This is a genomic window from Streptomyces pimonensis, assembly GCF_041380215.1.
Taxonomy (GTDB): Bacteria; Actinomycetota; Actinomycetes; order Streptomycetales; family Streptomycetaceae; genus Streptomyces; species Streptomyces pimonensis.
This window is the reverse complement of the sequence record NZ_JAHWZY010000009.1, coordinates 211,246-231,913: the sequence shown is the minus strand read 5'-3', so window position 1 is coordinate 231,913 and position 20,668 is coordinate 211,246. Positions and strand designations below refer to the sequence as shown.

At 73.3% G+C, this 20,668-nt stretch carries 16 protein-coding genes and 2 pseudogenes; 6 read left to right on the top strand and 12 right to left on the bottom strand.

Going from position 1 to position 20,668, the window contains the following annotated elements; all coding sequences use genetic code 11:
- Positions 1-468 precede the first annotated feature (468 nt).
- Positions 469-1,503 (top strand): tryptophan--tRNA ligase, encoded by a 1,035-nt coding sequence (gene trpS, locus KYY02_RS12385; RefSeq protein ID WP_371237954.1) that lies wholly within the window; start codon positions 469-471, stop codon positions 1,501-1,503.
- Here trpS and KYY02_RS12380 read toward each other — a convergent pair.
- Positions 1,434-2,438: a GlxA family transcriptional regulator gene (locus KYY02_RS12380; protein WP_371237953.1), complete on the bottom strand. Its 1,005-nt coding sequence runs from the start codon at positions 2,436-2,438 to the stop codon at positions 1,434-1,436. The genes trpS and KYY02_RS12380 overlap by 70 nt on opposite strands.
- A gap of 75 nt (positions 2,439-2,513) precedes the next feature.
- Between KYY02_RS12380 and KYY02_RS12375 the strand changes: the two genes are divergently transcribed.
- On the top strand, positions 2,514-3,098 hold the full coding sequence (locus tag KYY02_RS12375; protein ID WP_371237952.1) for a cysteine hydrolase family protein: 585 nt from the start codon (positions 2,514-2,516) through the stop codon (positions 3,096-3,098).
- A 28-nt stretch (positions 3,099-3,126) separates the two neighbouring features.
- Here KYY02_RS12375 and proC read toward each other — a convergent pair whose 3' ends face one another.
- From proC to KYY02_RS12345, 6 genes and pseudogenes are all read right to left on the bottom strand, one after another.
- Positions 3,127-3,939, bottom strand: a complete 813-nt coding sequence (proC, locus tag KYY02_RS12370) for a pyrroline-5-carboxylate reductase (RefSeq protein ID WP_371237951.1) — start codon at positions 3,937-3,939, stop codon at positions 3,127-3,129.
- Positions 3,940-4,154: 215 nt separating this feature from the next.
- On the bottom strand, positions 4,155-4,925 hold the full coding sequence (locus KYY02_RS12365; protein ID WP_371237950.1) for an ABC transporter permease: 771 nt from the start codon (positions 4,923-4,925) through the stop codon (positions 4,155-4,157).
- Positions 4,922-5,713 carry an ABC transporter ATP-binding protein gene (locus KYY02_RS12360; protein WP_371237949.1) on the bottom strand — a complete coding sequence of 264 codons (792 nt, stop codon included), beginning with the start codon at positions 5,711-5,713 and terminating at the stop codon, positions 4,922-4,924. The genes KYY02_RS12365 and KYY02_RS12360 overlap by 4 nt, the downstream gene beginning before the upstream one ends.
- Positions 5,710-6,519, bottom strand: a pseudogene (locus KYY02_RS12355) (class I SAM-dependent methyltransferase); the annotation flags it as partial. The gene KYY02_RS12360 and the pseudogene KYY02_RS12355, both read right to left, overlap by 4 nt.
- A gap of 46 nt (positions 6,520-6,565) precedes the next feature.
- The gene (locus KYY02_RS12350) at positions 6,566-7,063 is read right to left on the bottom strand and encodes an EamA/RhaT family transporter (RefSeq protein WP_371237948.1); all 498 of its coding nucleotides are present in this window, start codon (positions 7,061-7,063) and stop codon (positions 6,566-6,568) included.
- 630 nt (positions 7,064-7,693) lie between these two features.
- The gene (locus KYY02_RS12345) at positions 7,694-8,020 is read right to left on the bottom strand and encodes an SH3 domain-containing protein (protein WP_371237947.1); all 327 of its coding nucleotides are present in this window, start codon (positions 8,018-8,020) and stop codon (positions 7,694-7,696) included.
- A 183-nt stretch (positions 8,021-8,203) separates the two neighbouring features.
- Between KYY02_RS12345 and KYY02_RS12340 the strand changes: the two genes are divergently transcribed.
- A complete protein-coding gene (locus tag KYY02_RS12340; RefSeq protein WP_371237946.1) occupies positions 8,204-10,324 on the top strand; it encodes a serine/threonine-protein kinase in 2,121 nt (706 codons plus the stop codon).
- A 184-nt stretch (positions 10,325-10,508) separates the two neighbouring features.
- Here KYY02_RS12340 and ilvD read toward each other — a convergent pair whose 3' ends face one another.
- From ilvD to KYY02_RS12320, 4 genes and pseudogenes are all read right to left on the bottom strand, one after another.
- On the bottom strand, positions 10,509-12,362 hold the full coding sequence (gene ilvD, locus KYY02_RS12335) for a dihydroxy-acid dehydratase (protein WP_371237945.1): 1,854 nt from the start codon (positions 12,360-12,362) through the stop codon (positions 10,509-10,511).
- A 124-nt stretch (positions 12,363-12,486) separates the two neighbouring features.
- Positions 12,487-13,164: a TetR/AcrR family transcriptional regulator gene (locus KYY02_RS12330; RefSeq protein WP_371237944.1), complete on the bottom strand. Its 678-nt coding sequence runs from the start codon at positions 13,162-13,164 to the stop codon at positions 12,487-12,489.
- The gene (locus tag KYY02_RS12325) at positions 13,161-14,000 is read right to left on the bottom strand and encodes a sugar phosphate isomerase/epimerase family protein (RefSeq protein ID WP_371237943.1); all 840 of its coding nucleotides are present in this window, start codon (positions 13,998-14,000) and stop codon (positions 13,161-13,163) included. The genes KYY02_RS12330 and KYY02_RS12325 overlap by 4 nt, the downstream gene beginning before the upstream one ends.
- Positions 14,001-14,089: 89 nt before the next feature.
- A pseudogene (locus tag KYY02_RS12320) lies at positions 14,090-15,013 on the bottom strand (Ppx/GppA family phosphatase); the annotation flags it as partial.
- A gap of 164 nt (positions 15,014-15,177) precedes the next feature.
- On the opposite strand from KYY02_RS12320, the gene KYY02_RS12315 reads away from it, so the two are divergent.
- A complete protein-coding gene (locus KYY02_RS12315; protein ID WP_371237959.1) occupies positions 15,178-15,990 on the top strand; it encodes a DUF3109 family protein in 813 nt (270 codons plus the stop codon).
- On the opposite strand, the gene KYY02_RS12310 is transcribed toward KYY02_RS12315, so the two are convergent.
- Positions 15,987-17,765, bottom strand: a complete 1,779-nt coding sequence (locus KYY02_RS12310) for a BACON domain-containing protein (protein ID WP_371237942.1) — start codon at positions 17,763-17,765, stop codon at positions 15,987-15,989. The genes KYY02_RS12315 and KYY02_RS12310 overlap by 4 nt on opposite strands.
- Before the next feature lie 207 nt (positions 17,766-17,972).
- Here KYY02_RS12310 and radA point away from each other — a divergent pair, with 207 nt between their 5' ends.
- Together radA and disA are read left to right on the top strand one after the other, a co-directional pair.
- Entirely contained in the window at positions 17,973-19,382 is a 1,410-nt protein-coding gene (gene radA / locus KYY02_RS12305) for a DNA repair protein RadA (RefSeq protein ID WP_371237941.1), read from the top strand.
- A gap of 80 nt (positions 19,383-19,462) precedes the next feature.
- Positions 19,463-20,587, top strand: a complete 1,125-nt coding sequence (gene disA, locus KYY02_RS12300; RefSeq protein ID WP_371237940.1) for a DNA integrity scanning diadenylate cyclase DisA — start codon at positions 19,463-19,465, stop codon at positions 20,585-20,587.
- Positions 20,588-20,668: the final 81 nt, after the last annotated feature.

Here is a 20,668-nt window from a genome sequence, read left to right as displayed (position 1 = left end):
TCTTCGCGGCCGTTGGGCCGTTCCGACGAGTGAGACTTTAGCGGATTCCCGGCCCCCGACCTAATCGGGGTCCTGCTCCCTTTCGGGCGCGGATTCCTTCATTTCGCAAATACGTATGCCAAGGACGTGACAGCAGACGGACTGCTGTCCCGAACAGTGGTGGTACTTGTGGAATGGCTGTCCGGGGACCGACCGGAGTCGGCGCTCACGTCGGACAACTCGGAGAACCATACGGATCCTGCCGGGACGTGTCAACCCACTGCCTCGCCCCACCCTCCGGGCGTACTCTGGCCCCCATGACCACGCGTACGTACAGCCAGTTCTGGTGGGCCGCCTGACGGCGGCCGCCCCTTACGTGCGCACTCGACGGCCGCCGCCTCGGCGGCCGTCTGCGTTTCTCCCTCCAGGACTCCGAGGGCCGGCCGGCCGGGGACGGCGGCCTCCGGCCGGAGACGGAGAAGAGAAGAGATGACACGGGTCTTCAGTGGGATCAAGCCGACCGGGCACCTGACGCTGGGGAACTACCTGGGTGCCATGCGGCAGTGGGCCGCGGTCGACCAGCACCGGGCGGACGCGCTGTTCTGCGTCGTCGATCTGCACGCGCTGACCGTGCACCACGACCCCGCGCGGGTGCGCAGGCTGAGTCGGCAGGCGGCGACGCTGCTGCTGGCGTCCGGGCTGGACCCTGCGCTGTGCACGGTGTTCGTGCAGAGCCACGTGGACGAGCACGCGCGGCTGTCGTACCTGCTGGAGTGCGTGGCCACGGACGGCGAGATGCGGCGGATGATCCAGTACAGGGAGAAGGCCGCGCGGGAACAGCGGCGGGGCGGGAGCGTTCGGCTGTCGCTGCTGACGTATCCGGTGCTGATGGCGGCCGACATCCTGGCGTACGGGACGGACGAGGTGCCGGTCGGGCACGACCAGACGCAGCACGTGGAGCTGGCGCGGGATCTGGCGGTGCGGTTCAACCAGCGGTACGGGCACACGTTCGTGGTGCCGCGGGCGACGAATCCGTCGGTGGCCGCTCGGGTGATGAATCTGCAGGAACCGCTGTCGAAGATGGGCAAGAGCGACGACACCGGGCCGGGCATCGTCCACCTGCTGGACGAGCCGGACGTGACACGGAGGAAGGTCATGCGGGCGGTGACCGACAGCGGGCGGGACGTCGTGTACGACAGGGACTCCCGGCCTGGGGTGGCGAATCTGCTGGAGATCCTGGCCGCGTGTTCGGGTGGGAGCCCGGAGGCGCTGGCCGGTGTGTACGAGTCGTACGGGGATCTGAAGAGGGACACCGCGGAGGCGGTGGTCGAGGTGCTGGGGCCGGTGCGGGAGAGGCACAAGGAGTTGTGTGCGGACCCCGGCTATGTGGAGGGGGTGCTGCGGGACGGTGCGGAGCGGGCGCGGGGCACCGCCCGGCCGACCGTGGACGCCGCTTACCGGGCGATCGGCTTGTTGCCGGCGGGCTCCGGCGCCGGGGCACCCGTGCTGAACGCGGTCCGGTAGGCGCGGGGGCTGGTGGCGAGGCGCGATGCGAAGTGCTGGCGCATCGTGACCTCGCTGCCGAAGCCCGCGCGGCGGGCGACCTCGGGCATGGGGAGGTCGGTGCGTTCGAGCAGGCGCTGGGCCGCGGCGATGCGCTGGTCGAGGAGCCAGCGCAGGGGTGTGGTGCCGGTCGCCGCGGTGAAGTGGCGGGCGAAGGTGCGCGGGGACATGCCGGCGTGGGCGGCCAGGTCGGCGACCGTGAGCGGTTCGTGGAGGCGGCGCAGGGCGTGCTCGCGTACGGCGGCGAGGGCGTCGGCGTCGCGGCCGGCGCGGGGGGTGGGGTGCTCGATGAACTGTGCCTGGTTTCCGGTGCGGAAGGGGGCCGTGACCATGGAGCGGGCGATGGTGGCGGCGGCCTCGGCTCCGTGGGTGAGGCGGATCAGGTGGAGGCAGAGGTCGATGCCGGCGGCGGTGCCGGCCGCGGTCCAGATGTTGTCGTCCTCGATGAACAGGGCGTCGGGGACGACGGTGACGTGGGGATGGTGTGCGCGGAAGAGGTCGATCAGGTTCCAGTGGGTGATGGCGCGGCGGCCGTCGAGGAGTCCGGCCTGGGCGAGGGTGAAGGCGCCGCCGCAGAGGGCGGCGAGGGTGGTGCCGCGGGCGTGGGTGCGGCGGAGCGCGTCGAGGACGGGGGGTGGTGCGGGGGTGAGGTGGTCGTCGAGGCCGGGGACGAGGACCAGGTCGGCGTCGGCCAGCCAGGCGAGGGGGCGGTCGGGGAGGAGGGTGAGGCCGCCGCGCATGGGGACGGGGGTGGTGTCGGTGGCGACGCGGTGCAGGTCGAAGGCGGGGGCGCCGCGGTCGGTGCGGTCGGGGCCCCAGACCTCGGTGATGACGGAGACGTCGAAGGCGCGGATGCCGGGGAAGGCGACGAGGGCCACGCGGTGGGGGGCTGCCATGCGTGGCAGTAAACCATCGATCGCTGACTTTCATACCTCTGGGAGCCGGTGCCGCCGGGCGGCACGATCGTGTGCATGGACATCGCGCAGAACGCAGCACTGGTGGTCGTGGACGTGCAGAAGGGCTTCGAGGAGGCCGGCTTCTGGGGGCCGCGCAACAACCCGGAGGCGGACGACAACATCGCCGCCCTCATCGACGTGTGGCAGTCGACGGGCCGGCCGGTCGTCTTCGTGCGGCACGACTCGGTCATGCCCGGCTCACCGTTGCGGCCCGAGTGCGAGGGCAACGGGTTCAAGGAGTACGTGGAGCGGCGGCGTGGGAAGGGGGGCGGGGCCGAGCTGCTGGTCACCAAGAGTGTGAACTCGGCGTTCCTCGGGACGCCGGACCTGGGCGCCTGGCTCCGGGAGGCGGGGATCTCGCAGGTCGTGCTGACCGGGATCCAGACGAACATGTGCGTCGAGACGACGGCGCGGATGGGCGGGAACCTCGGGTACGAGGTCGTGGTGGCGCTCGACGCGACGTACACCTTCGACCTGGAGGGTCCCTTCGGCTGGCGGCAGAGCGCGGACGAGCTGGCGCGCGCGTCGGCCGTGTCGCTGCACGGGGGCGGGTTCGCGGACGTGGTGACGACCGAGGAGGTCCTGACCGCGGCGGAGTGAGTCCCCGCGCGGGGACTCACGGGGGCCGTCAGTCCTTGGTGCCGCTCGCGAGTTCACGGCTGCGGTCGCGGGCGGCTTCGAGGGCGGCGATGAGGGCGGCCCGTACGCCGTGGTTCTCGAGTTCGCGGATGGCGCTGATGGTGGTGCCGGCGGGGGAGGTCACGTTCTCGCGCAGCTTCACCGGGTGTTCGCCGCTGTCGCGGAGCATCGTCGCGGCGCCGATCGCGGACTGGACGATCAGGTCGTGGGCCTTGTCGCGGGGCAGGCCGAGCAGGATGCCGGCATCGGTCATGGCTTCGACCAGGTAGAAGAAGTACGCCGGGCCGGAGCCGGAGAGGGCGGTGCAGGCGTCCTGCTGGGACTCGGGCACGCGGAGCGTCTTGCCGACGGCGCCGAAGATCTCCTCGGCGTGGGCGAGGTGGTCGGCGGTGGCGTGGCTTCCGGCCGAGATGACCGACATGGCCTCGTCGACGAGGGCGGGGGTGTTGGTCATGACGCGGACGACCGGGGTGCCTGCGGCGAGGCGGTCCTCGAAGAAGGCGGTGGGGATGCCGGCGGCGCCGCTGATGATCAGGCGGTCGGCGGGGACGTGGGGGGCGAGTTCGTCGAGGAGGGCGCCCATGTCCTGCGGTTTGACCGTGAGGATCAGGGTGTCGGCGGTCTTGGCGGCTTCCTGGTTGGAGACCGGGGTGACTCCGTAGCGGGTGCGGAGTTCGTCGGCCCGTTCCTGGCGGCGGGCGGTGACGAGGAGGTCGGTGGGGGCCCAGCCCGCGCGGATCACTCCGCTGAGCAGGGCTTCGCCGATCTTTCCGGTGCCGAGGACTGCGACTTTCTGGGTCATGGCTGGGGGTGCCCTCCGGGGGTGCGTCGTCCTGTGGGCATCCTCGCATCCCGGCGGGCGGGCGGGGTGGGGCGTCCGGTGGGCGGGATGTGGGTGGCGGGCCGCCGCCGGGGGCTCCTCGCCCCCGCTGCCCCGGCCCGTCCCGTCCTCGAGCGCTGCGTCCCGGGTTCCCATCGGCCTGAGCGGCCGCGTCCTCGAACGCCGGACGGGCCGGTCTACGCCGTCCGGCGTTTCAAGGTGGCCGCTCCCAGGCCCAGGACCAGGAGGGCGCAGCCCGCGACGATCAGGGTGTCGCGGACGAGGGCCGTCGTCATGTCGGTGTGCTGCAGGACCTGGTTCATGCCGTCGACCGCGTAGGACATGGGGAGGGCGTCGGAGATGGTCTCCAGGACCGGGTGCATGGTGTCGCGCGGGGCGAAGAGGCCGCAGAGGAGGAGCTGGGGGAAGATCACCGCCGGCATGAACTGGACCGCCTGGAACTCGGAGGCCGCGAAGGCCGAGACGAAGAGGCCGAGGGCCGTGCCGAGGAGTGCGTCGAGCAGGGCGATCAGCAGGAGCAGCCAGGGGCTGCCGGTGACGTCGAGGCCGAGGAACCAGACCGCGAGGCCCGTGGCGAGGGCGGACTGGACGATCGCGAGGGCGCCGAAGGCGAGGGCGTAGCCGGCGATGAGGTCGCCCTTGCCCAGCGGCATGGCGAGGAGGCGTTCGAGGGTGCCGGAGGTGCGTTCGCGCAGGGTGGCGATCGAGGTGACCAGGAACATCGTGATCAGCGGGAAGATCCCGAGGAGTGACGCGCCGATGTCGTCGAAGGTGCGCGCGCTGCCGTCGAAGACGTAGCGGAGCAGGAACAGCATCAGGCAGGGGACGAGGAGCATCAGCGCGATGGTGCGCGGGTCGTGGCGGAGCTGGCGCAGGACCCGGGCGGCGGTGGCGGTGGTGCGGGAGGCGCTCAGGGCGCGCGTCGGGGCGGGGGCGGTCGTGCTCATCGGGTCGTCTCCTTCGTGCGGCCCGCCGCGATCGCCTCGTCGACCAGGTGGAGGAAGGCCGCCTCGACGGTGTCGGAGCCGGTGCGGGTGCGGAGGGCGTCGGGTGTGCCGTCGGCGAGGATCCCGCCCGCGCGCATGAGCAGGAGGCGGTGGCAGCGCTCCGCCTCGTCCATGACGTGGGAGGAGATCAGGAGGGTGACGCCGCGTTCGGCGGCGAGGGTGTGGAAGAGCTGCCACAGGTCGCGGCGCAGGACGGGGTCGAGCCCGACGGTGGGTTCGTCGAGGACCAGGAGTTCGGGGGCGCCGAGGAGGGCCACGGCGAGGGAGACGCGGCTGCGCTGGCCGCCGGAGAGGTTGCCGGCGAGGGCGTCGGCGTGGGTGGTGAGGTCCACGTCGGCGATCGCGCGGGTGACGTTCTCGTGGCGGCGGTCGGCGGCCGCCCGGCCGGGGTCGAGGACCGCGGCGAAGTAGTCGAGGTTCTGGCGGACGGTCAGGTCGTCGTAGACCGAGGGTGCCTGGGTGACGTAGCCGATGCGGGTGCGCAGGGTGGGGTGGCCGGCGGGGCTGCCCAGGACGTCCAGGGTGCCGGTGACCTTGGCCTGAGTGCCGACGACGGCGCGCATCAGGGTCGACTTGCCGCAGCCGGAGGGACCGAGGATGCCGGTGATCCGACCGCGCGGGAGGGTGAAGTCGAGGCCGCGCAGGACGGTGCGGGGGCCTCGGACGACGGTGAGGCCCTGGGCGCGGACGGCTGGTTCCTCCGGTGCCCGGGAGGAGTAATTCATCATGTGATGAATAATCCTCCCGGGCTGCGGGCGGCGTCAAGCCGCCGGGTCCGGGGTGTCGTCGCGAGGAGGAGGAGGAGGGCGACGTCGTAGGTCTCCTCGACGGTGCCGCCCGGGAAGGCCGCGGTGAGGTGCTCGCGCTGTTCGGCGAGGAAGACGGCGGTGCGTTCCGCGCCGTGTACGAGCAGGACCGAGTGGCTGGCGAGGTCGGCCAGGTGGGTGTCGACCGGGACGCGGCGGCTCCAGCGGATCTCCCGGCGGGTGAGGTGCAGGAGACCGGCGGGACCGGCGGCGCGGGCGTCGGTGTCGCGCCGCTCGGCGGCGAGGTGCACGCCGAAGCGGCGCGGTGCGTTCGGCCTCCTCGGCGATCCAGGGCACGTCGAGCGCGTCGGTGTTCCACCACAGGGCGAGTGCGCCGCCCGGCCGCAGGACCCGTACCGCCTCCGGGACGGCGCGGGCGGGGTCGGTCCAGTGCCCGGCCTGGGCGTAGGTGAGGAGGTCGGCGCGGTGACCGGCGAGGGGGAGGGCGTCGCCGTCGCCCCGGACGACCCGTACGCCGGGGAGGGTGCGGCGGAACTCGGCCGCCATGCCGTCACCGGGCTCGACGGCGATCACGCGGGCGCCGCGCGCGTGCAGACGGGCGGTCGCGATGCCCGTACCGGCGCCGACGTCCACGACCCGGGAGCCGGCCAGGGGCGGCCGGTCAGCTCCTCGATCGTGTCGAAGAGGGCGGGCGGGCAGGAGGGGCGGTTGGCGGCCTACCGGGCGGCGGCCGCGTTGAAGGAGTGGGCTCGGGTGAGGTGGTCGGCCCTGGATGCCGTCGTACGGCCATGGTGGCCGGGGTCTCCGGTGGGGTCAGGAGCGGCGGCGCTTCCTCGACGGGTTGCCCGAGCGGCGGGTGGTGCGCTTGTCGTAGTCCGCGCGGGCCTTGTCGTACTCGGCGCGGTGGAGCTTCTCGCCCGGGGCCTCGGTGAAGGTGCGGAGGAAGTAGGCGAGGAGGGAGCCGACGAAGCCGATGGCCAGCAGACCGCGCAGGGAGGCCTGGCGGTCGGGGTCGGGGCGGGTGGTGAAGGCGGACCAGGTGTGGCGGAAGGCGAGCGAGCTGCAGATCGCGAACATCACGACCATGAGCAGCGAGACGAAGCTGTCGACGTCGGCGATCCGGAGCCCGTCGTAGGCGATGCGCAGGACGAGGCAGGCGGCCGCCGCGGCGGCGAGGGAGCCGACGGCGACACCGGCGCGGCGGGCGGCGTAGCCGCCGGAGTGGTCGACCCAGGTCGTGCCGAAGAAGCGGATGGGCTCGGGCTGCGGACCGGCGGGGGTGCCGTTCGTGTCGTTCTCTGCTGCGCTCACGGATCGATTGTGTCTCCTCCAGGACGCCGCCCGCGTCGAGCGGGTCGCCCGCCACGTCGACGAGCCGGGGTGGCGGGCGGCACCCGTCTCCCTCGCTCGTACGAGGCGATCGTGGACGGCGGGCAACCCGTCCGCGAGCCCCCGTCGGTGCGGTCCGGCCCCGCCCTCAGCCGGAAGTGTTCCGACTGCCCCCGAGAACCCGCAGGATGCCCGGCCCCGGTCCCGGCGGACCTGGGGCTTCCGTCCCCTCGTGCGCCACCGCGGTCCCCTCGGGGTCCCGTACCGGTCCGCCCATCCGACCACTCGCCTCCAGCGCTCACCGGTGACAGCCGGTCGTGCCCCGTCCGGCGGGAACCACGTCAGGGCGCGCTCTCGACCGTCGACCGGATCGGCGCCGCCATCGGCATCGCCGTTGCGGGCACGGTCTTCCCGTCGCCGCCACCGAGCCGACGACCGGCACACCGGGCTCGGCCGACCACGGTCACGCGCTCGGCGTCGTCCTCGTCGTCTCCGCGGTGCTCCACGTCGTTGCGGCCCTGGTGATGCTCGCGCTTGCCAGGGCCGGGGACGGCGACCGGCGAGTCCGTGCCGGACTCCCTCCGCCGGCGCCTTGCCGGCGGAGGGGTGTCACTAGCAGCGGGGGGCCACGTACCCGTCGCTGCCGGTGCGGATGTACGCGTCGGAGACGTACTGGCCGCTGCCGATGTTGTCCCAGATGTTCGAGGTGCCGTACGGGCCCGACACCCGGGTGCCCGGCGTCTGGCAGTTGATCGCGACCCTGGAGCCCTCGGGCAGGACCCGGACGATCGAATAGCCGGTGCCGGGGCCGCTGCGCACGTTCAGCTGGTAACCCGGTGCCACCGGGTAGGAGTTCGCGGTCGCGGCCGCCGTGGTGACGCCCTCCGCGATCGCCTTCTCGTTCCCGCCCGCGATGTCCTGGCCCTGGTCCACAGACATGGAAAACCTCCCCCGTTGCGCCCCACGACTGTCGTGGGGCCCCGTTGATTCCCCTGGAACACACAATGAAACACCAGTTTTTGATTCGCACGCATGAGCGGGCAAGCCGCCTCGGCCCCGCCCGGACCATCGACTAGGCTCCGAACGTCGCGCGCGCGAACGAACAGCACGGGGGGTGGTTCCATGGCGCCACAGCGGAACGCCGGAGCGAGCGCGGAAGCGGAACTTCCGGATTACGCCGGCCACTACCGTCTGGAGTCCTGTCTGGGCTCGGGTGGCATGGGCGTCGTACATCTGGCCCGGAGCACCTCCGGGATGCGGGTCGCGGTGAAGGTCGTGCACGCCCGGTATGCCCTGGATCCCGAGTTCAGAGGGCGGTTCCGGCAGGAGGTGGCCGCGGCGCGGCGGGTGAGCGGGGCTTTCACGGCGCCGGTCGTCGACGCCGATCCGGAGGGCGGGCGGCCCTGGATGGCCACCCTGTACATTCCCGGCCCGACGCTCTCCGAGCAGGTGAAGCGGAACGGCCCCATGGACCCGGACCAGTCGCGTCGGCTGATGGCCGGGCTCGCGGAGGCGCTGCGCGACATCCACCGGGTCGGGGTCGTGCACCGGGATCTGAAGCCGAGCAACGTGCTGCTCGCCGAGGACGGGCCGAAGGTCATCGACTTCGGCATCTCACGACCGAAGGACAGCGAACTGCGCACCGAGACCGGGAAGTTGATCGGCACGCCGCCTTTCATGGCGCCCGAGCAGTTCCGGCGGCCCCGGGAGGTGGGCCCCGCGGCCGACGTGTTCGCGCTCGGGTCGCTCATGGTGCACGCGACGACGGGGCGAGGTCCGTTCGACTCCGACAGCCCGTACGTCGTCGCCTACCAGGTGGTGCACGACGAGCCCGACCTGACCGGCGTACCGGAGTCGCTCGCGCCGCTGGTGCTGCGGTGTCTCGCCAAGGAGCCCGCCGACCGGCCCACGCCGGACGAGCTGATGCGGGAGCTGCGGTCGGTGTCGGCGGCGTACGACACACAGGTGTTCGTGCCGGCGCAGCGGACGCCGGAGGCGCCGGAGGAGGCCGCGCCGGAGTCCCTGGCGGACGTGCCCGCAAAGCGGCCCGCGCGGCGCCTCGGCAGGAGGCGGGCCCTGGTGGCCGGGGCGCTCTGCCTCGCCGCGCTCGGCGGGCTCGCCTCGGTGCAGGTGTTCGGCGGCGAGGAGACGGCGCGGAGGACTCCGGCCGGGCAGAGCGCGCCGGGCGGCTTCGGCGCGTGGGAGGCGGCGCCCGGCCCGGAGGGCGGCGGCATGCCCCAGTGCTCGTACGGGGCGGAGAGACTGCTGTGCGCGCTGCCCGGCCTGGTCCTCGCCCTCGATCCGGCCGACGGCCGCACCCTGTGGCAGCGCGAGGTGGCGGGGGCGGCACGGAGCGAGCCGCCGGTCGTGTCGGGCGGCCTCGTCCAGCCCTTCCTCGACCGGATCGGTGACCTGGAGGCGCTCGACCCGGCCACGGGCGAGCCGGTGTGGCAGGAGGAAGCGCCCGCGTACGACGGAGTGCGGGCGGTCGGCGACACGCTCCTGCTGACGCACTCCGACGGGACGGTCACGGGCGTGGACGGCGCCTCGGGCGAGAGCAGGTGGTCCCACCGGATTCCGGGGCAGGCCGTGCCGTACTTCTCCTCGTTCGCCGGGGAGGCGGAGGAATCGGGCGAGCCGTCGGCGTACGCGACGAGCCCGTCCGGGGACGGGAGCGGGACCCGGGTCACCGCGGTGGATCCGGCGACGGGGGACGTGCGGTGGGACGCGGAGCTGGAGGGGGCGTTGACGCCGGTGGGGGCGGCGGACGGGTCCGTGTACCTCCTCGTCGGCGGCGCCGTCCACGGGGACGCGGAGGCCGTGCTCCGCTACACGCCCGGCACCGGGGCCGTCCGCCGGGTGACGCTGCCCGTGCCGGTCGCGCAGGCGGAGGCCGGCGTGCACGGGGACACCGTGCACCTCATGGGTGCGGGCGGTTCGCTGGTGGCCGTCGACATGGCGGCGGGCAAGCAGCGGTGGCGGCTGGAGACGGGCGTGAGCCGGGGCTCGGCACCCGTCTCCGACGGACGGCACGTGTACGTCACCGCGCCCGACGGGCGACTGCTGGGCGTCGACGCCCGTAAGGGGAAGCTCCTCGGGCAGACCCGGCCGCGGCTCGGCGTCGACTCCGACCGGGTCCCCGCCGCGCTGCCCGCGCCCGTGCTCACGGGCGGCCACGTCTACGCCGGTGCTCCCGACGGGACCGTGCTCGCCGTCGACGGGCGGGACCCGGCCGGCTGGTGAACCGGGCGGACGGCACCCCGCAACGAAAAGCCCGACACAGGGGCCGCCGAGCCGGTGACCACGGACGCTCCTGCCCACACCCGCGCCCGACGGGACCATGTACGCCCTCGACGGGCGGGACCCGGTGAGCGGTGAGGGCCGCCCCCGCGGTGCGGAAGCGGCCCTGCTCGCGGCCCGGTGGGGCTCAGCCCAGCTTGCTGACGTCCCGCACCGCGCCCTTGTCCGCGCTCGTCGCCATCGCCGCGTACGCCTTCAGGGCGGCCGAGACCTTGCGGTCCCGGTTCCTCGGGGCGTACCGGCCGTTCAGGGCCCGCTCCCGGCGGGTCAGTTCCGCGTCGTCGACCAGCAGCTCGATCGAGCGGCTGGGGATGTCGATGCGGATGCGGTCGCCGTCCTCGACCAGGGCGATGGTGCCGCCCGAGGCCGCCTCCGGGGAGGCGTGGCCGATGGACAGGCCGGACGTGCCGCCGGAGAAGCGGCCGTCGGTGATCAGGGCGCAGGCCTTTCCGAGGCCGCGGCTCTTCAGGTACGACGTCGGGTAGAGCATCTCCTGCATGCCGGGGCCGCCCTTGGGTCCCTCGTAGCGGATGACGACGACGTCGCCCTCCTTGACCTGCTTGGTGAGGATCTTCTCGACGGCCTCGTCCTGCGACTCGCAGACGACCGCCGGGCCCTCGAAGGTCCAGATGGACTCGTCGACGCCGGCCGTCTTCACGACGCAGCCGTCGACGGCGAGGTTGCCGCGCAGCACCGCCAGGCCGCCGTCCTTGGAGTAGGCGTGCTCGACGGAGCGGATGCAGCCGCCCTCGGCGTCCTCGTCCAGGGAGTCCCAGCGCTCGGACTGGGAGAAGGCCTCGGCGGAGCGGACGCAGCCGGGGGCGGCGTGCCAGAGCTCCACCGCCTCCGGGGAGGGGGAGCCGCCGCGGATGTCCCAGGTCTTCAGCCAGTCGGCCAGGGACGGGCTGTGGACGGAGTGGACGTCCTCGTTGAGCAGGCCCGCGCGGTGCAGCTCGCCCAGCAGGGCGGGGATGCCTCCCGCGCGGTGCACGTCCTCCATGTAGTACGTGCGGTCCCTGGTGACGTTCGGGGCCACCTTGGCCAGGCAGGGGACGCGGCGCGAGAGGGCGTCCATCTCGGTGAGGCCGAAGGGGACCTCCGCCTCCTGGGCGGCGGCCAGCAGGTGCAGGATCGTGTTGGTGGAGCCGCCCATGGCGATGTCGAGCGCCATGGCGTTCTCGAAGGCCGGGACGGTGGCGATGCTGCGGGGCAGGACCGAGTCGTCGTCCTGCTCGTAGTAGCGGCGGGTCAGGTCCATCACCGTGTGCGCGGCGTTCTCGTAGAGCGCCTTGCGGGCGGTGTGGGTGGCCAGGACCGAGCCGTTGCCGGGGAGGGAGAGACCGATGGCCTCGGTGAGGCAGTTCATCGAGTTGGCGGTGAACATGCCGGAACAGGAGCCGCAGGTCGGGCAGGCGTTCTCCTCGATGCGCAGGACGTCCGCGTCGGAGACCTTGTCGTTGGCCGCCTCGACCATGGCGTCGACCAGGTCCAGCGTGCGGACGGTGCCGTCGACCAGGGTGGCGCGGCCGGACTCCATCGGGCCGCCGGAGACGAAGACCGTGGGGATGTTCAGGCGCAGGGCCGCGTTGAGCATGCCCGGGGTGATCTTGTCGCAGTTGGAGATGCAGATCAGGGCGTCCGCGCGGTGCGCCTCGACCATGTACTCCACGCTGTCCGCGATCAGGTCGCGGGAGGGCAGCGAGTACAGCATGCCGCCGTGGCCCATCGCGATGCCGTCGTCGACGGCGATGGTGTTGAACTCGCGCGGGATGCCGCCGGCCGCCACGACCGCCTCGCTGACGATGCGGCCGACGGGGGCCAGGTGCGTGTGGCCCGGCACGAACTCCGTGAAGCTGTTGGCGACCGCGATGATCGGCTTGCGGCCGATGTCCGCGCCCGGTACACCGGAGGCGCGCATCAGGGCGCGGGCGCCCGCCATGTTACGGCCGTGGGTGACTGTGCGGGACCTCAGCTCGGGCATCGTCGCTCGCTCCTTCGGAGAGTTGTGACCGTCGTCGAGCGTACGCCGGTCATTCAGGGAGTGGGACGAGGCGTCCGCAATGCGGGACGAATGTCCCGGTGGGCGTGGGGAGGCGGCCGGGGTCTCAGCGTTCGGTGAGGTGCCTCTGCACCACCGGCGCCACCCGCCCGATGATCCGTTCGGCGTCCGCCGAGGCCAGCGGCTCCATCTTGATCACGTACCGGATCATCACGATGCCGACCAGCTGGGCGGCGGCGAGCTCGGCGCGCAGTTCCGCGTCGGGGAGGTCGAGCTGTCCGGCGATCCGGCGCAGCAGCTGGCCGGCGACCAGGCGGCGGAAGACGCCGGCCGCGCTCTCGTTGTTCACGGCGGAGCGGACGATCGCGAGCAGCGGAGCCCGGGTGACCGGGTTCTCCCAGAGCCCGATGATCATCCTGGTCATCCGTTCGCCGACCTCGTCGAGCGGTCCGTCGAGCACCGTGCTCCGCGGGGTGAGCACCGGCGCGAAGACGACCTCGACGGCGGCTTCGAACACCTGCTCCTTGGTGCCGAAGTAGTGGTGCACCAGCGCGGAGTCGACCCCGGCCGACTTGGCGATGCCCCGGACGGACGTCTTCTCGTACCCGCGGATCGAGAACTCCTCGCGGGCCGCCTCGAGGATGCGGTCCCGGGTGCCGGCCGATTCCGTACGAGGGGGACGGCCGCGGCGCCGGGCGGTGCCGTCGCTCCGCGCGGGGGCGGCGGGGGCCGCAGGGACTGCGGCCGGGGCGTCCGGGCCGTCGCTCGCAGTGGCGCCGGTCATCGCCGCGGAACCTCGATCGCGGAGGCCGCGGAGGACAGGTGCCGGCGGGTGAACTCCAGCGCCTCGGCCAGGTCGGCCTCGCGCTCCGCGCTCGACATGGCCCGGCGGGTGTTGACCTCGATGACGACATGGCCGTCGAAGCCGCGCGCCGCGAGGCCCCGCAGCACCTCGGCGCAGGGCTGGTCGCCGCGGCCGGGCACCAGGTGCTCGTCCTTGGCGGAGCCCCGGCCGTCGGCCATGTGGACGTGGCCGAGGCGGTCGCCCATGCGGTCGATCATCTCCAGGGCGTCGGTGCGGGAGGTCGAGGCGTGGCTGAGGTCGATCGTGAAGTGGCGGTAGTCCTCTTTGGTGACGTCCCAGTCGGGGGCGTACGCGAGCATCTCGCGGTCGCGGTAGCGCCAGGGGTACATGTTCTCGACGGCGAACCGCACGTCGGTCTCGTTCGCCATCCGCCAGACGCCCTCCACGAAGCCGCGGGCGTACTGCCGCTGCCAGCGGAAGGGGGGATGGACGACGACCGTGCTCGCGCCGAGCTTCTCGGCGGCCGCCCGGGCCCGCTGGAGCTTGGTCCAGGGGTCGGTGGACCACACGCGCTGCGTGATGAGCAGACAGGGCGCGTGGACGGCCAGGACGGGGATGCGGTGGTAGTCGCTGAGTCTGCGCAGGGCCTCGATGTCCTGGCTGACCGGATCGGTCCACACCATGACCTCGACGCCGTCGTACCCGAGGCGCGCGGCGATCTCGAAGGCCGTCGCCGTCGACTCCGGGTAGACGGAGGCCGTCGACAGGGCGACCTTCGCATCCGGAATGCGGACTACGTCCCTTGCTTCTGCCACGAGCCTCAGATTACGGGGTGGGGCCGGGTGGGTGCGGGGTGCCCGCTCGCCGTTGTGGTGTTTGTCATGGGCGCGGGGCCGCTGTCCCGGCCCATGTGGTCCAGCCGGCGGAGGATCACGCCCTCCCGCAGGGCCCAGGGGCAGGTCTCCAGGCGTTCCACGCCGAACAGGTCCATGACGCCCTCCGCGACCAGCGCCCCGGCGACCAGCTGGCCCGCGCGGGCCTCGGAGACGCCGGGCAGTTCGGCGCGCTCGGCGGCGGTCATGGCGGCGAGCCTCGGCACCCAGCCCGTCAGGGACTCCCGCTTCAGCTCGCGCTGGACGTACAGGCCCTCGGCGGAGCCGGGAGCGCCGGCGATGCGGGCGAGCTGTCTGAAGGTCTTGGAGGTGGCCACCACGTGGTCGGGCGCGCCGAAGCGGCTGAACTCCCCGACCGTGCGGGCTATCTCGGTGCGGACGTGGCGGCGCAGCGCGCGCACGTCGTCCGGCTCGGGCGGGTCGCCGGGCAGCCGGGCGGCGGTGAGGCGGCCGGCGCCGAGCGGCAGGGACGCCGTGGCGACGGGCTCCTCGTCCATGCCGTAGGCGATCTCCAGGGAGCCGCCGCCGATGTCGACGACGAGCAGTTTCCCCGCCGACCAGCCGAACCAGCGGCGGGCGGCGAGGAAGGTGAGCCGGGCCTCCTCGTCACCGCTGAGCACCTGCAGCCCGACCCCGGTCCCCTCGCGCACGCGCCTGAGGACGTCGTCGGCGTTGCCGGCGTCGCGCACCGCGGAGGTCGCGAACGGCAGCAGTTCCTCGACGCCCTTGTCCTCGGCGGCCTGGAGCGCCTCGCGGACGACCGCGACCAGTCTGTCGACACCGACGGGGTGGATGGCCCCGTCGTCGTCGAGGAGCTGGGCGAGGCGCAGTTCCACCTTGTGCGAGTGCGCGGGCAGCGGACGCGCGCCGGGGTGCGCGTCCACCACCAGCAGGTGCACCGTGTTCGAACCCACGTCGAGGACACCGAGTCTCATGTACGGAACGCTACTGCCCGCCGCGTGGTGTGATGCCCGGTCCGCGGCAGGCGGGCCGGTCCCGGCGGGGAACGCGGGCGACTTACCCTGGACGGGTGCCAAAGACGAAAAAGGCGAAGGACGAAAAGACGGACAAGAAGGCCAAGAAGGCCAAGAAGGCCGGACTGGCCGAGGGTCCTTCGCGGGCGACAGCGCCGCGGACGCCGGAGACCGCTCCGGCGGACGACGAGAAGGGGCTCGATTTCGCCCGCGCATGGGTGGAGTTCCCCGATCCGGCGGACGACGAGCAGGTCTTCCGCTGCGATCTGACCTGGCTGACCTCTCGCTGGAACTGCATCTTCGGCAGCGGCTGCCAGGGCATCCAGGCGGGCCGCGCGGACGACGGCTGCTGCACCCTGGGCGCCCACTTCTCGGACGAGGACGACGAGAAGCGGGTCGCCGGGCATGTGGCGAGACTCACACCGGACATCTGGCAGCACCACGCGGAGGGCACGAGGAACGGCTGGGTCTCCCAGGACGAGGACGGCGACCGTCAGACCCGCCCGTTCCAGGGCTCGTGCATCTTCCAGAACCGGCCGGGCTTCCCGGGCGGCATGGGCTGCTCGCTGCACATCCTGGCCCTCAAGGAGGGCCGGGAGCCGCTGGAGACCAAGCCGGACGTGTGCTGGCAGCTGCCCGTACGGCGGACCTACGACTGGATCGACCGGCCCGACGACACACGCGTACTGCAGGTGTCGATCGGTGAGTACGACCGCCGGGGCTGGGGCCCGGGCGGCCACGACCTGCACTGGTGGTGCACCTCGGCCACCTCGGCGCACGGCGCCGGGGACCCGGTGTACGTCTCCTACCGTGCGGAGCTGACCGAGCTGATGGGCAAGGCGGGCTACGACCGTCTGGTCGAGCTGTGCGAGGAACGGCTGGCCTCGCAGCTGCCCCTGCTGGCCCCGCATCCGGCGGACCCCGCCCGACGCCCCTAGGAGGACGTGCCCGGGCTCGGGCCGTCCTCCCCGGCGGCCGGCGACGGGTCCTGCGGGCCGGTCGACACCGGGTCGGAGGGGGCGGGCCCGGTGGGTGCCGGGCCGCCCGCCCCGGGGTCCGGGCCGGGTGAGGACGGCGGATCGCTCGGCGTGGGGTCCTGGGGCGCCGGTGTCGTGGGCGCCGGCTCCGGGCCGGGCGACGACGGGGGCGGGCCGCTCGGCGTGCCGGGGTGCGCGGTGCCCGGGCCGCCGGGGTGGCCGGAGGGCGAGCCGCCCGGGGCGGAGGGCGTGGGACCGTGGCCGTCGATGGTCACGACGGAACCGGCGGGCGAGATCGTCACGGTCGCACTCCAGTGGCCGGACGGCTCGCGCAGCTGGTCGACGTACACCTTGACCGTCACCGACCCGCCGGGGGCCAGTGTCCCCGACGACCGGCTCGGATGGAGCCAGGGCGCTCCCGTCGAGACGGACCAGCGGACCGGCCCGGAGCCCTTCGCGGTCAGGGTGATCAACGTGGTGTCGCCGCTGTGGTCGGCCGTGACGCCCAGCACGGCGGCGCCCTCCCGCCCGGCTCCGGCGACGCTCACGACCTCCACGGACACGTCCGGGCCGCCGTTCCCGCCGAATCCGGTTCCGGGCCTGGTGCTCGTGTTGCCGGTGTTCTCGTAGCCGCCCGCCCCCTCGCCGTCGAGGTCGAGGGGACCGCCGTCCTCCCGTGCGAAGGCCGGGCGGCCGTCCTGGACCTCACCCACGGGAGTGCCCCGGTAGGCGGCCCACAGGGCGAACGCCGGCGCGGCGACGACGGTGGCGACGACCGTCGTCGTGACGGCACACGCGCGCAGCCGGTTCCGCCGGGCGACGAGGTCCTTGGGGGCCGTAGGGAAGCCGCGCCGGTCGAAGCGGGGCGCGGCGCCGCGCCCGCGCGGGGGGTGCGCCATGGCGGCGTGCAGGGCCGCGCCGGGCGCCGGGAGGACGGGCAGCGCGTCCGGTGCGACGCTGGTGCCGGGCCAGCGGCCGGGAACGGCCCGCTCGGCGGTGCGGCGGCAGCGCGGGCAGTCGTCGACGTGCCGGACGAGCTCCCGGCGCAGGGTCGCGCTGAGCACGAGCCGCCGGTCGCCGGTGAGGTGCGCCACGCCCGGGCAGGCGCCGGTCTCGACGACGGCGAGCGCCGCACGGGTGCGTTCCACCTCGCAGGCCGCGGTGGCGAGCAGCTCGCGCGCGGCGGCCGGCTGCATCCCCAGCACGGCGGCGACCTCGTCGGCGGTGAGGTGGTGGCGCACGGCCAGTTCGAGCGCCTCGCGCTGCTCGGGCGTGGTGCCGGCCGCCTCCGGCCAGGCCAGCCGGGCCAGTTCGCGGCGGCGCTGCTCCCGGACCTCCTCGGAGACGGCCGGCGCGGGGGCGCTCCCGGCCGTCCGCCGCCGGCCGGCGCGGCCCACGGCGTGGGTGGTCCGGCGATCCCTCCTGGCCTCGGCCAGCTCGCGCAGGCACGCCCAGCGGGCCAGGGCGTACAGCCAGGCCCTGCGGCTCCCGGGCTCGTCGGGGACGTGCCGGCCGCGGCGTTCCGCGAGCACGAGGACGTCGGCCAGGGCGGCGGTCGCCGCGTCGTGGTCGCACAGGACGGACAGGCAGTAGGTGAACAGGCCGTCCAGGTGGGATTCGTGGCGGGTGGCCGGCCGCTGGGCCAGCGTGCGCGCGGCCCCACGGTCGCGCGCTTCCCGGTGTGTCCGGTGTGTTCCGGTCGTGCGGGTCGGGGTCTCCGGGCCACTGCTCGTCATCCGGCGACCGTAGGCGGCGCAGAGCGGCTCCTTCCGCAGCCCCGGGCACTTTTAATCCGTACGGGTGAAACGATCCCTCTATCGGGGACAGGAACCTTTCGCCTGCCCGTGAGCTGCCCTCTCCTCCGGGGCTGCCGCCCCCCGTCCCCGTGCGGCGGACGAGGGCGCGCCGGCCCCGTTGTCAGTGCGTGCCGTTACCTTTTCCCCATGGCTGCCCGTACCAAGACCTCCAAGGACCGCCCGTCCTACCGCTGCACCGAGTGCGGCTGGCAGACGGCCAAGTGGCTCGGCCGCTGCCCCGAGTGCCAGGCCTGGGGGACGATCGAGGAGTACGGCACGCCCGCGGTCCGCACGACGGCGCCCGGACGGGTCACCACTTCCGCCCTGCCCATCGGCCAGGTCGACGGCCGTCAGGCCACCGCCCGCTCCACCGGCGTGCCCGAGCTGGACCGGGTGCTCGGCGGCGGACTGGTGCCCGGCGCGGTGGTGCTGGTCGCGGGCGAACCGGGCGTGGGCAAGTCCACGCTGCTGCTGGACGTGGCGGCCAAGTCGGCGAGCGAGGAGCACCGCACCCTGTACGTCACCGGGGAGGAGTCGGCGAGCCAGGTCCGGCTGCGCGCCGACCGCATCCACGCCATCGACGACCACCTGTACCTCGCCGCCGAGACGGACCTGTCCGCCGTGCTCGGCCACTTGGACGCGGTGAAGCCGTCCCTGCTGATCATGGACTCGGTGCAGACGGTGGCGTCCCCCGAGATCGACGGGGCCCCGGGCGGCATGGCCCAGGTCCGCGAGGTGGCCGGGGCGCTGATCCGGGCCTCCAAGGAGCGCGGGATGTCCACGCTCCTCGTGGGCCACGTCACCAAGGACGGAGCGATCGCCGGACCGCGCCTGCTGGAGCACCTGGTGGACGTCGTCCTGCACTTCGAGGGCGACCGGCACGCGCGCCTGCGTCTGGTGCGCGGCGTCAAGAACCGCTACGGCACGACGGACGAGGTGGGCTGCTTCGAGCTGCACGACGAGGGCATCACCGGCCTCGCGGACCCCAGCGGACTCTTCCTGACCCGTCGTGCCGAACCGGTCCCGGGGACCTGTCTGACCGTCACCCTGGAGGGCCGCCGCCCCCTGGTCGCCGAAGTGCAGGCGCTCACGGTCGACTCGCAGATCCCCTCGCCCCGGCGCACCACGTCCGGTCTGGAGACCTCACGCGTGTCGATGATGCTGGCGGTACTGGAACAGCGGGGTCGCATCAGCGCTCTGGGCAAACGGGACATCTACTCCGCGACGGTCGGCGGGGTGAAGCTCTCGGAGCCGGCCGCCGACCTGGCCGTGGCGCTCGCGCTGGCCTCGGCGGCGATCGACACCCCGCTGCCGAAGAACCTGGTCGCGATCGGCGAGGTCGGCCTGGCCGGTGAGGTGAGACGGGTCACGGGCGTCCAGCGCAGGCTCGCCGAGGCGCACCGCCTGGGCTTCACGCACGCCCTGGTGCCGAGCGACCCGGGCAAGGTCCCGGCGGGCATGAAGGTGCTGGAAGTGGCGGACATGGGGGACGCCCTGCGGGTCCTTCCGCGCTCCCGTCGCCGAGAGGCCCCACGGGACGAGGAGGACCGCCGGTAGACTTTGCCCAGGTCTCGCCCGTCCGTACGAACCGAGTGCGAGAAACGGGGGCGCCCAGAACCTGCGACCGGAGGAGTGCAGTGGCAGCCAACGACCGGGCGGCAGCTCCCGGAAAGTCCGGTGGGAGTACCGGTTCCGATGGCCTGATGCGCGCCTCGCTGAGCGCTGTGGCGCCCGGCACCAACCTGCGTGACGGCCTGGAGCGCGTGCTCCGCGGCAACACCGGCGGGCTCATCGTGCTCGGTTCCGACAAGACCGTCGAGGCGCTGTGCAGCGGCGGCTTCGTACTGGACGTCGAGTTCACCGCGACCCGGCTGCGTGAGCTGTGCAAGCTGGACGGCGGCATCGTGCTCTCGTCCGACCTGTCCAAGATCCTGCGGGCGGGCGTCCAGCTGGTGCCGGACCCGACCATCCCGACCGAGGAGACCGGCACCCGGCACCGTACCGCCGACCGCGTCTCCAAGCAGGTCGGCTTCCCGGTCGTCTCCGTCTCCCAGTCGATGCGCCTGATCGCGCTGTACGTCGACGGCCACCGCCGGGTCCTGGAGGACTCGGCGGCGATCCTGTCCCGCGCCAACCAGGCGCTGGCCACCCTGGAGCGCTACAAGCTCCGTCTCGACGAGGTCGCCGGCACGCTGTCGGCGCTGGAGATCGAGGACCTGGTGACCGTCCGGGACGTCTCGGCGGTCGCGCAGCGGCTGGAGATGGTGCGCCGCATCGCCACCGAGATCGCCGAGTACGTGGTCGAACTGGGCACCGACGGGCGTCTCCTCGCCCTCCAGCTGGACGAGTTGATCGCCGGTGTGGAGCCGGAGCGCGAGCTGATCGTGCGGGACTACGTGCCCGAGCCCACCGCCAAGCGTTCCCGCACGGTCGACGAGGCCCTGCACGAACTGGACGCGCTTCCCCAGGCGGAACTGCTGGAACTGTCGACGGTGGCCCGCGCCCTGGGGTACACGGGCTCCCCGGAGACCCTGGACTCGGCGGTGTCGCCGCGCGGTTTCCGGCTGCTGGCCAAGGTGCCGAGGCTCCCCAGGACGGTCATCGACCGCCTGGTGGAACACTTCGGCGGGCTGCAGAAGCTGCTCGCCGCGAGCGTGGACGACCTGCAGGCGGTGGACGGGGTCGGCGAGGCGCGGGCGCGGAGCGTGCGCGAGGGGTTGTCGCGGCTGGCGGAGAGCTCGATCCTCGAGCGGTACGTCTAGGACGGCAGACAGGGCCTGCCGGAAATCAACCCGGGGTTGTGCGGCCTGGGTGCGCAGGTCGGCGTGTGGCCCGCCCTCATG

Coding starts and splice junctions, on each gene's coding strand:
- KYY02_RS12360 (WP_371237949.1), bottom strand. CDS start 5,713: ATGATGAATTACTCCTCCCGGGCACCGGAGGAACCAGCCGTCCGCGCC.
- trpS (WP_371237954.1), top strand. CDS start 469: ATGACACGGGTCTTCAGTGGGATCAAGCCGACCGGGCACCTGACGCTG.
- KYY02_RS12345 (WP_371237947.1), bottom strand. CDS start 8,020: ATGTCTGTGGACCAGGGCCAGGACATCGCGGGCGGGAACGAGAAGGCG.
- radA (WP_371237941.1), top strand. CDS start 17,973: ATGGCTGCCCGTACCAAGACCTCCAAGGACCGCCCGTCCTACCGCTGC.
- KYY02_RS12375 (WP_371237952.1), top strand. CDS start 2,514: ATGGACATCGCGCAGAACGCAGCACTGGTGGTCGTGGACGTGCAGAAG.
- KYY02_RS12380 (WP_371237953.1), bottom strand. CDS start 2,438: ATGGCAGCCCCCCACCGCGTGGCCCTCGTCGCCTTCCCCGGCATCCGC.
- KYY02_RS12365 (WP_371237950.1), bottom strand. CDS start 4,925: ATGAGCACGACCGCCCCCGCCCCGACGCGCGCCCTGAGCGCCTCCCGC.
- KYY02_RS12340 (WP_371237946.1), top strand. CDS start 8,204: ATGGCGCCACAGCGGAACGCCGGAGCGAGCGCGGAAGCGGAACTTCCG.
- proC (WP_371237951.1), bottom strand. CDS start 3,939: ATGACCCAGAAAGTCGCAGTCCTCGGCACCGGAAAGATCGGCGAAGCC.
- KYY02_RS12310 (WP_371237942.1), bottom strand. CDS start 17,765: ATGACGAGCAGTGGCCCGGAGACCCCGACCCGCACGACCGGAACACAC.
- ilvD (WP_371237945.1), bottom strand. CDS start 12,362: ATGCCCGAGCTGAGGTCCCGCACAGTCACCCACGGCCGTAACATGGCG.
- KYY02_RS12330 (WP_371237944.1), bottom strand. CDS start 13,164: ATGACCGGCGCCACTGCGAGCGACGGCCCGGACGCCCCGGCCGCAGTC.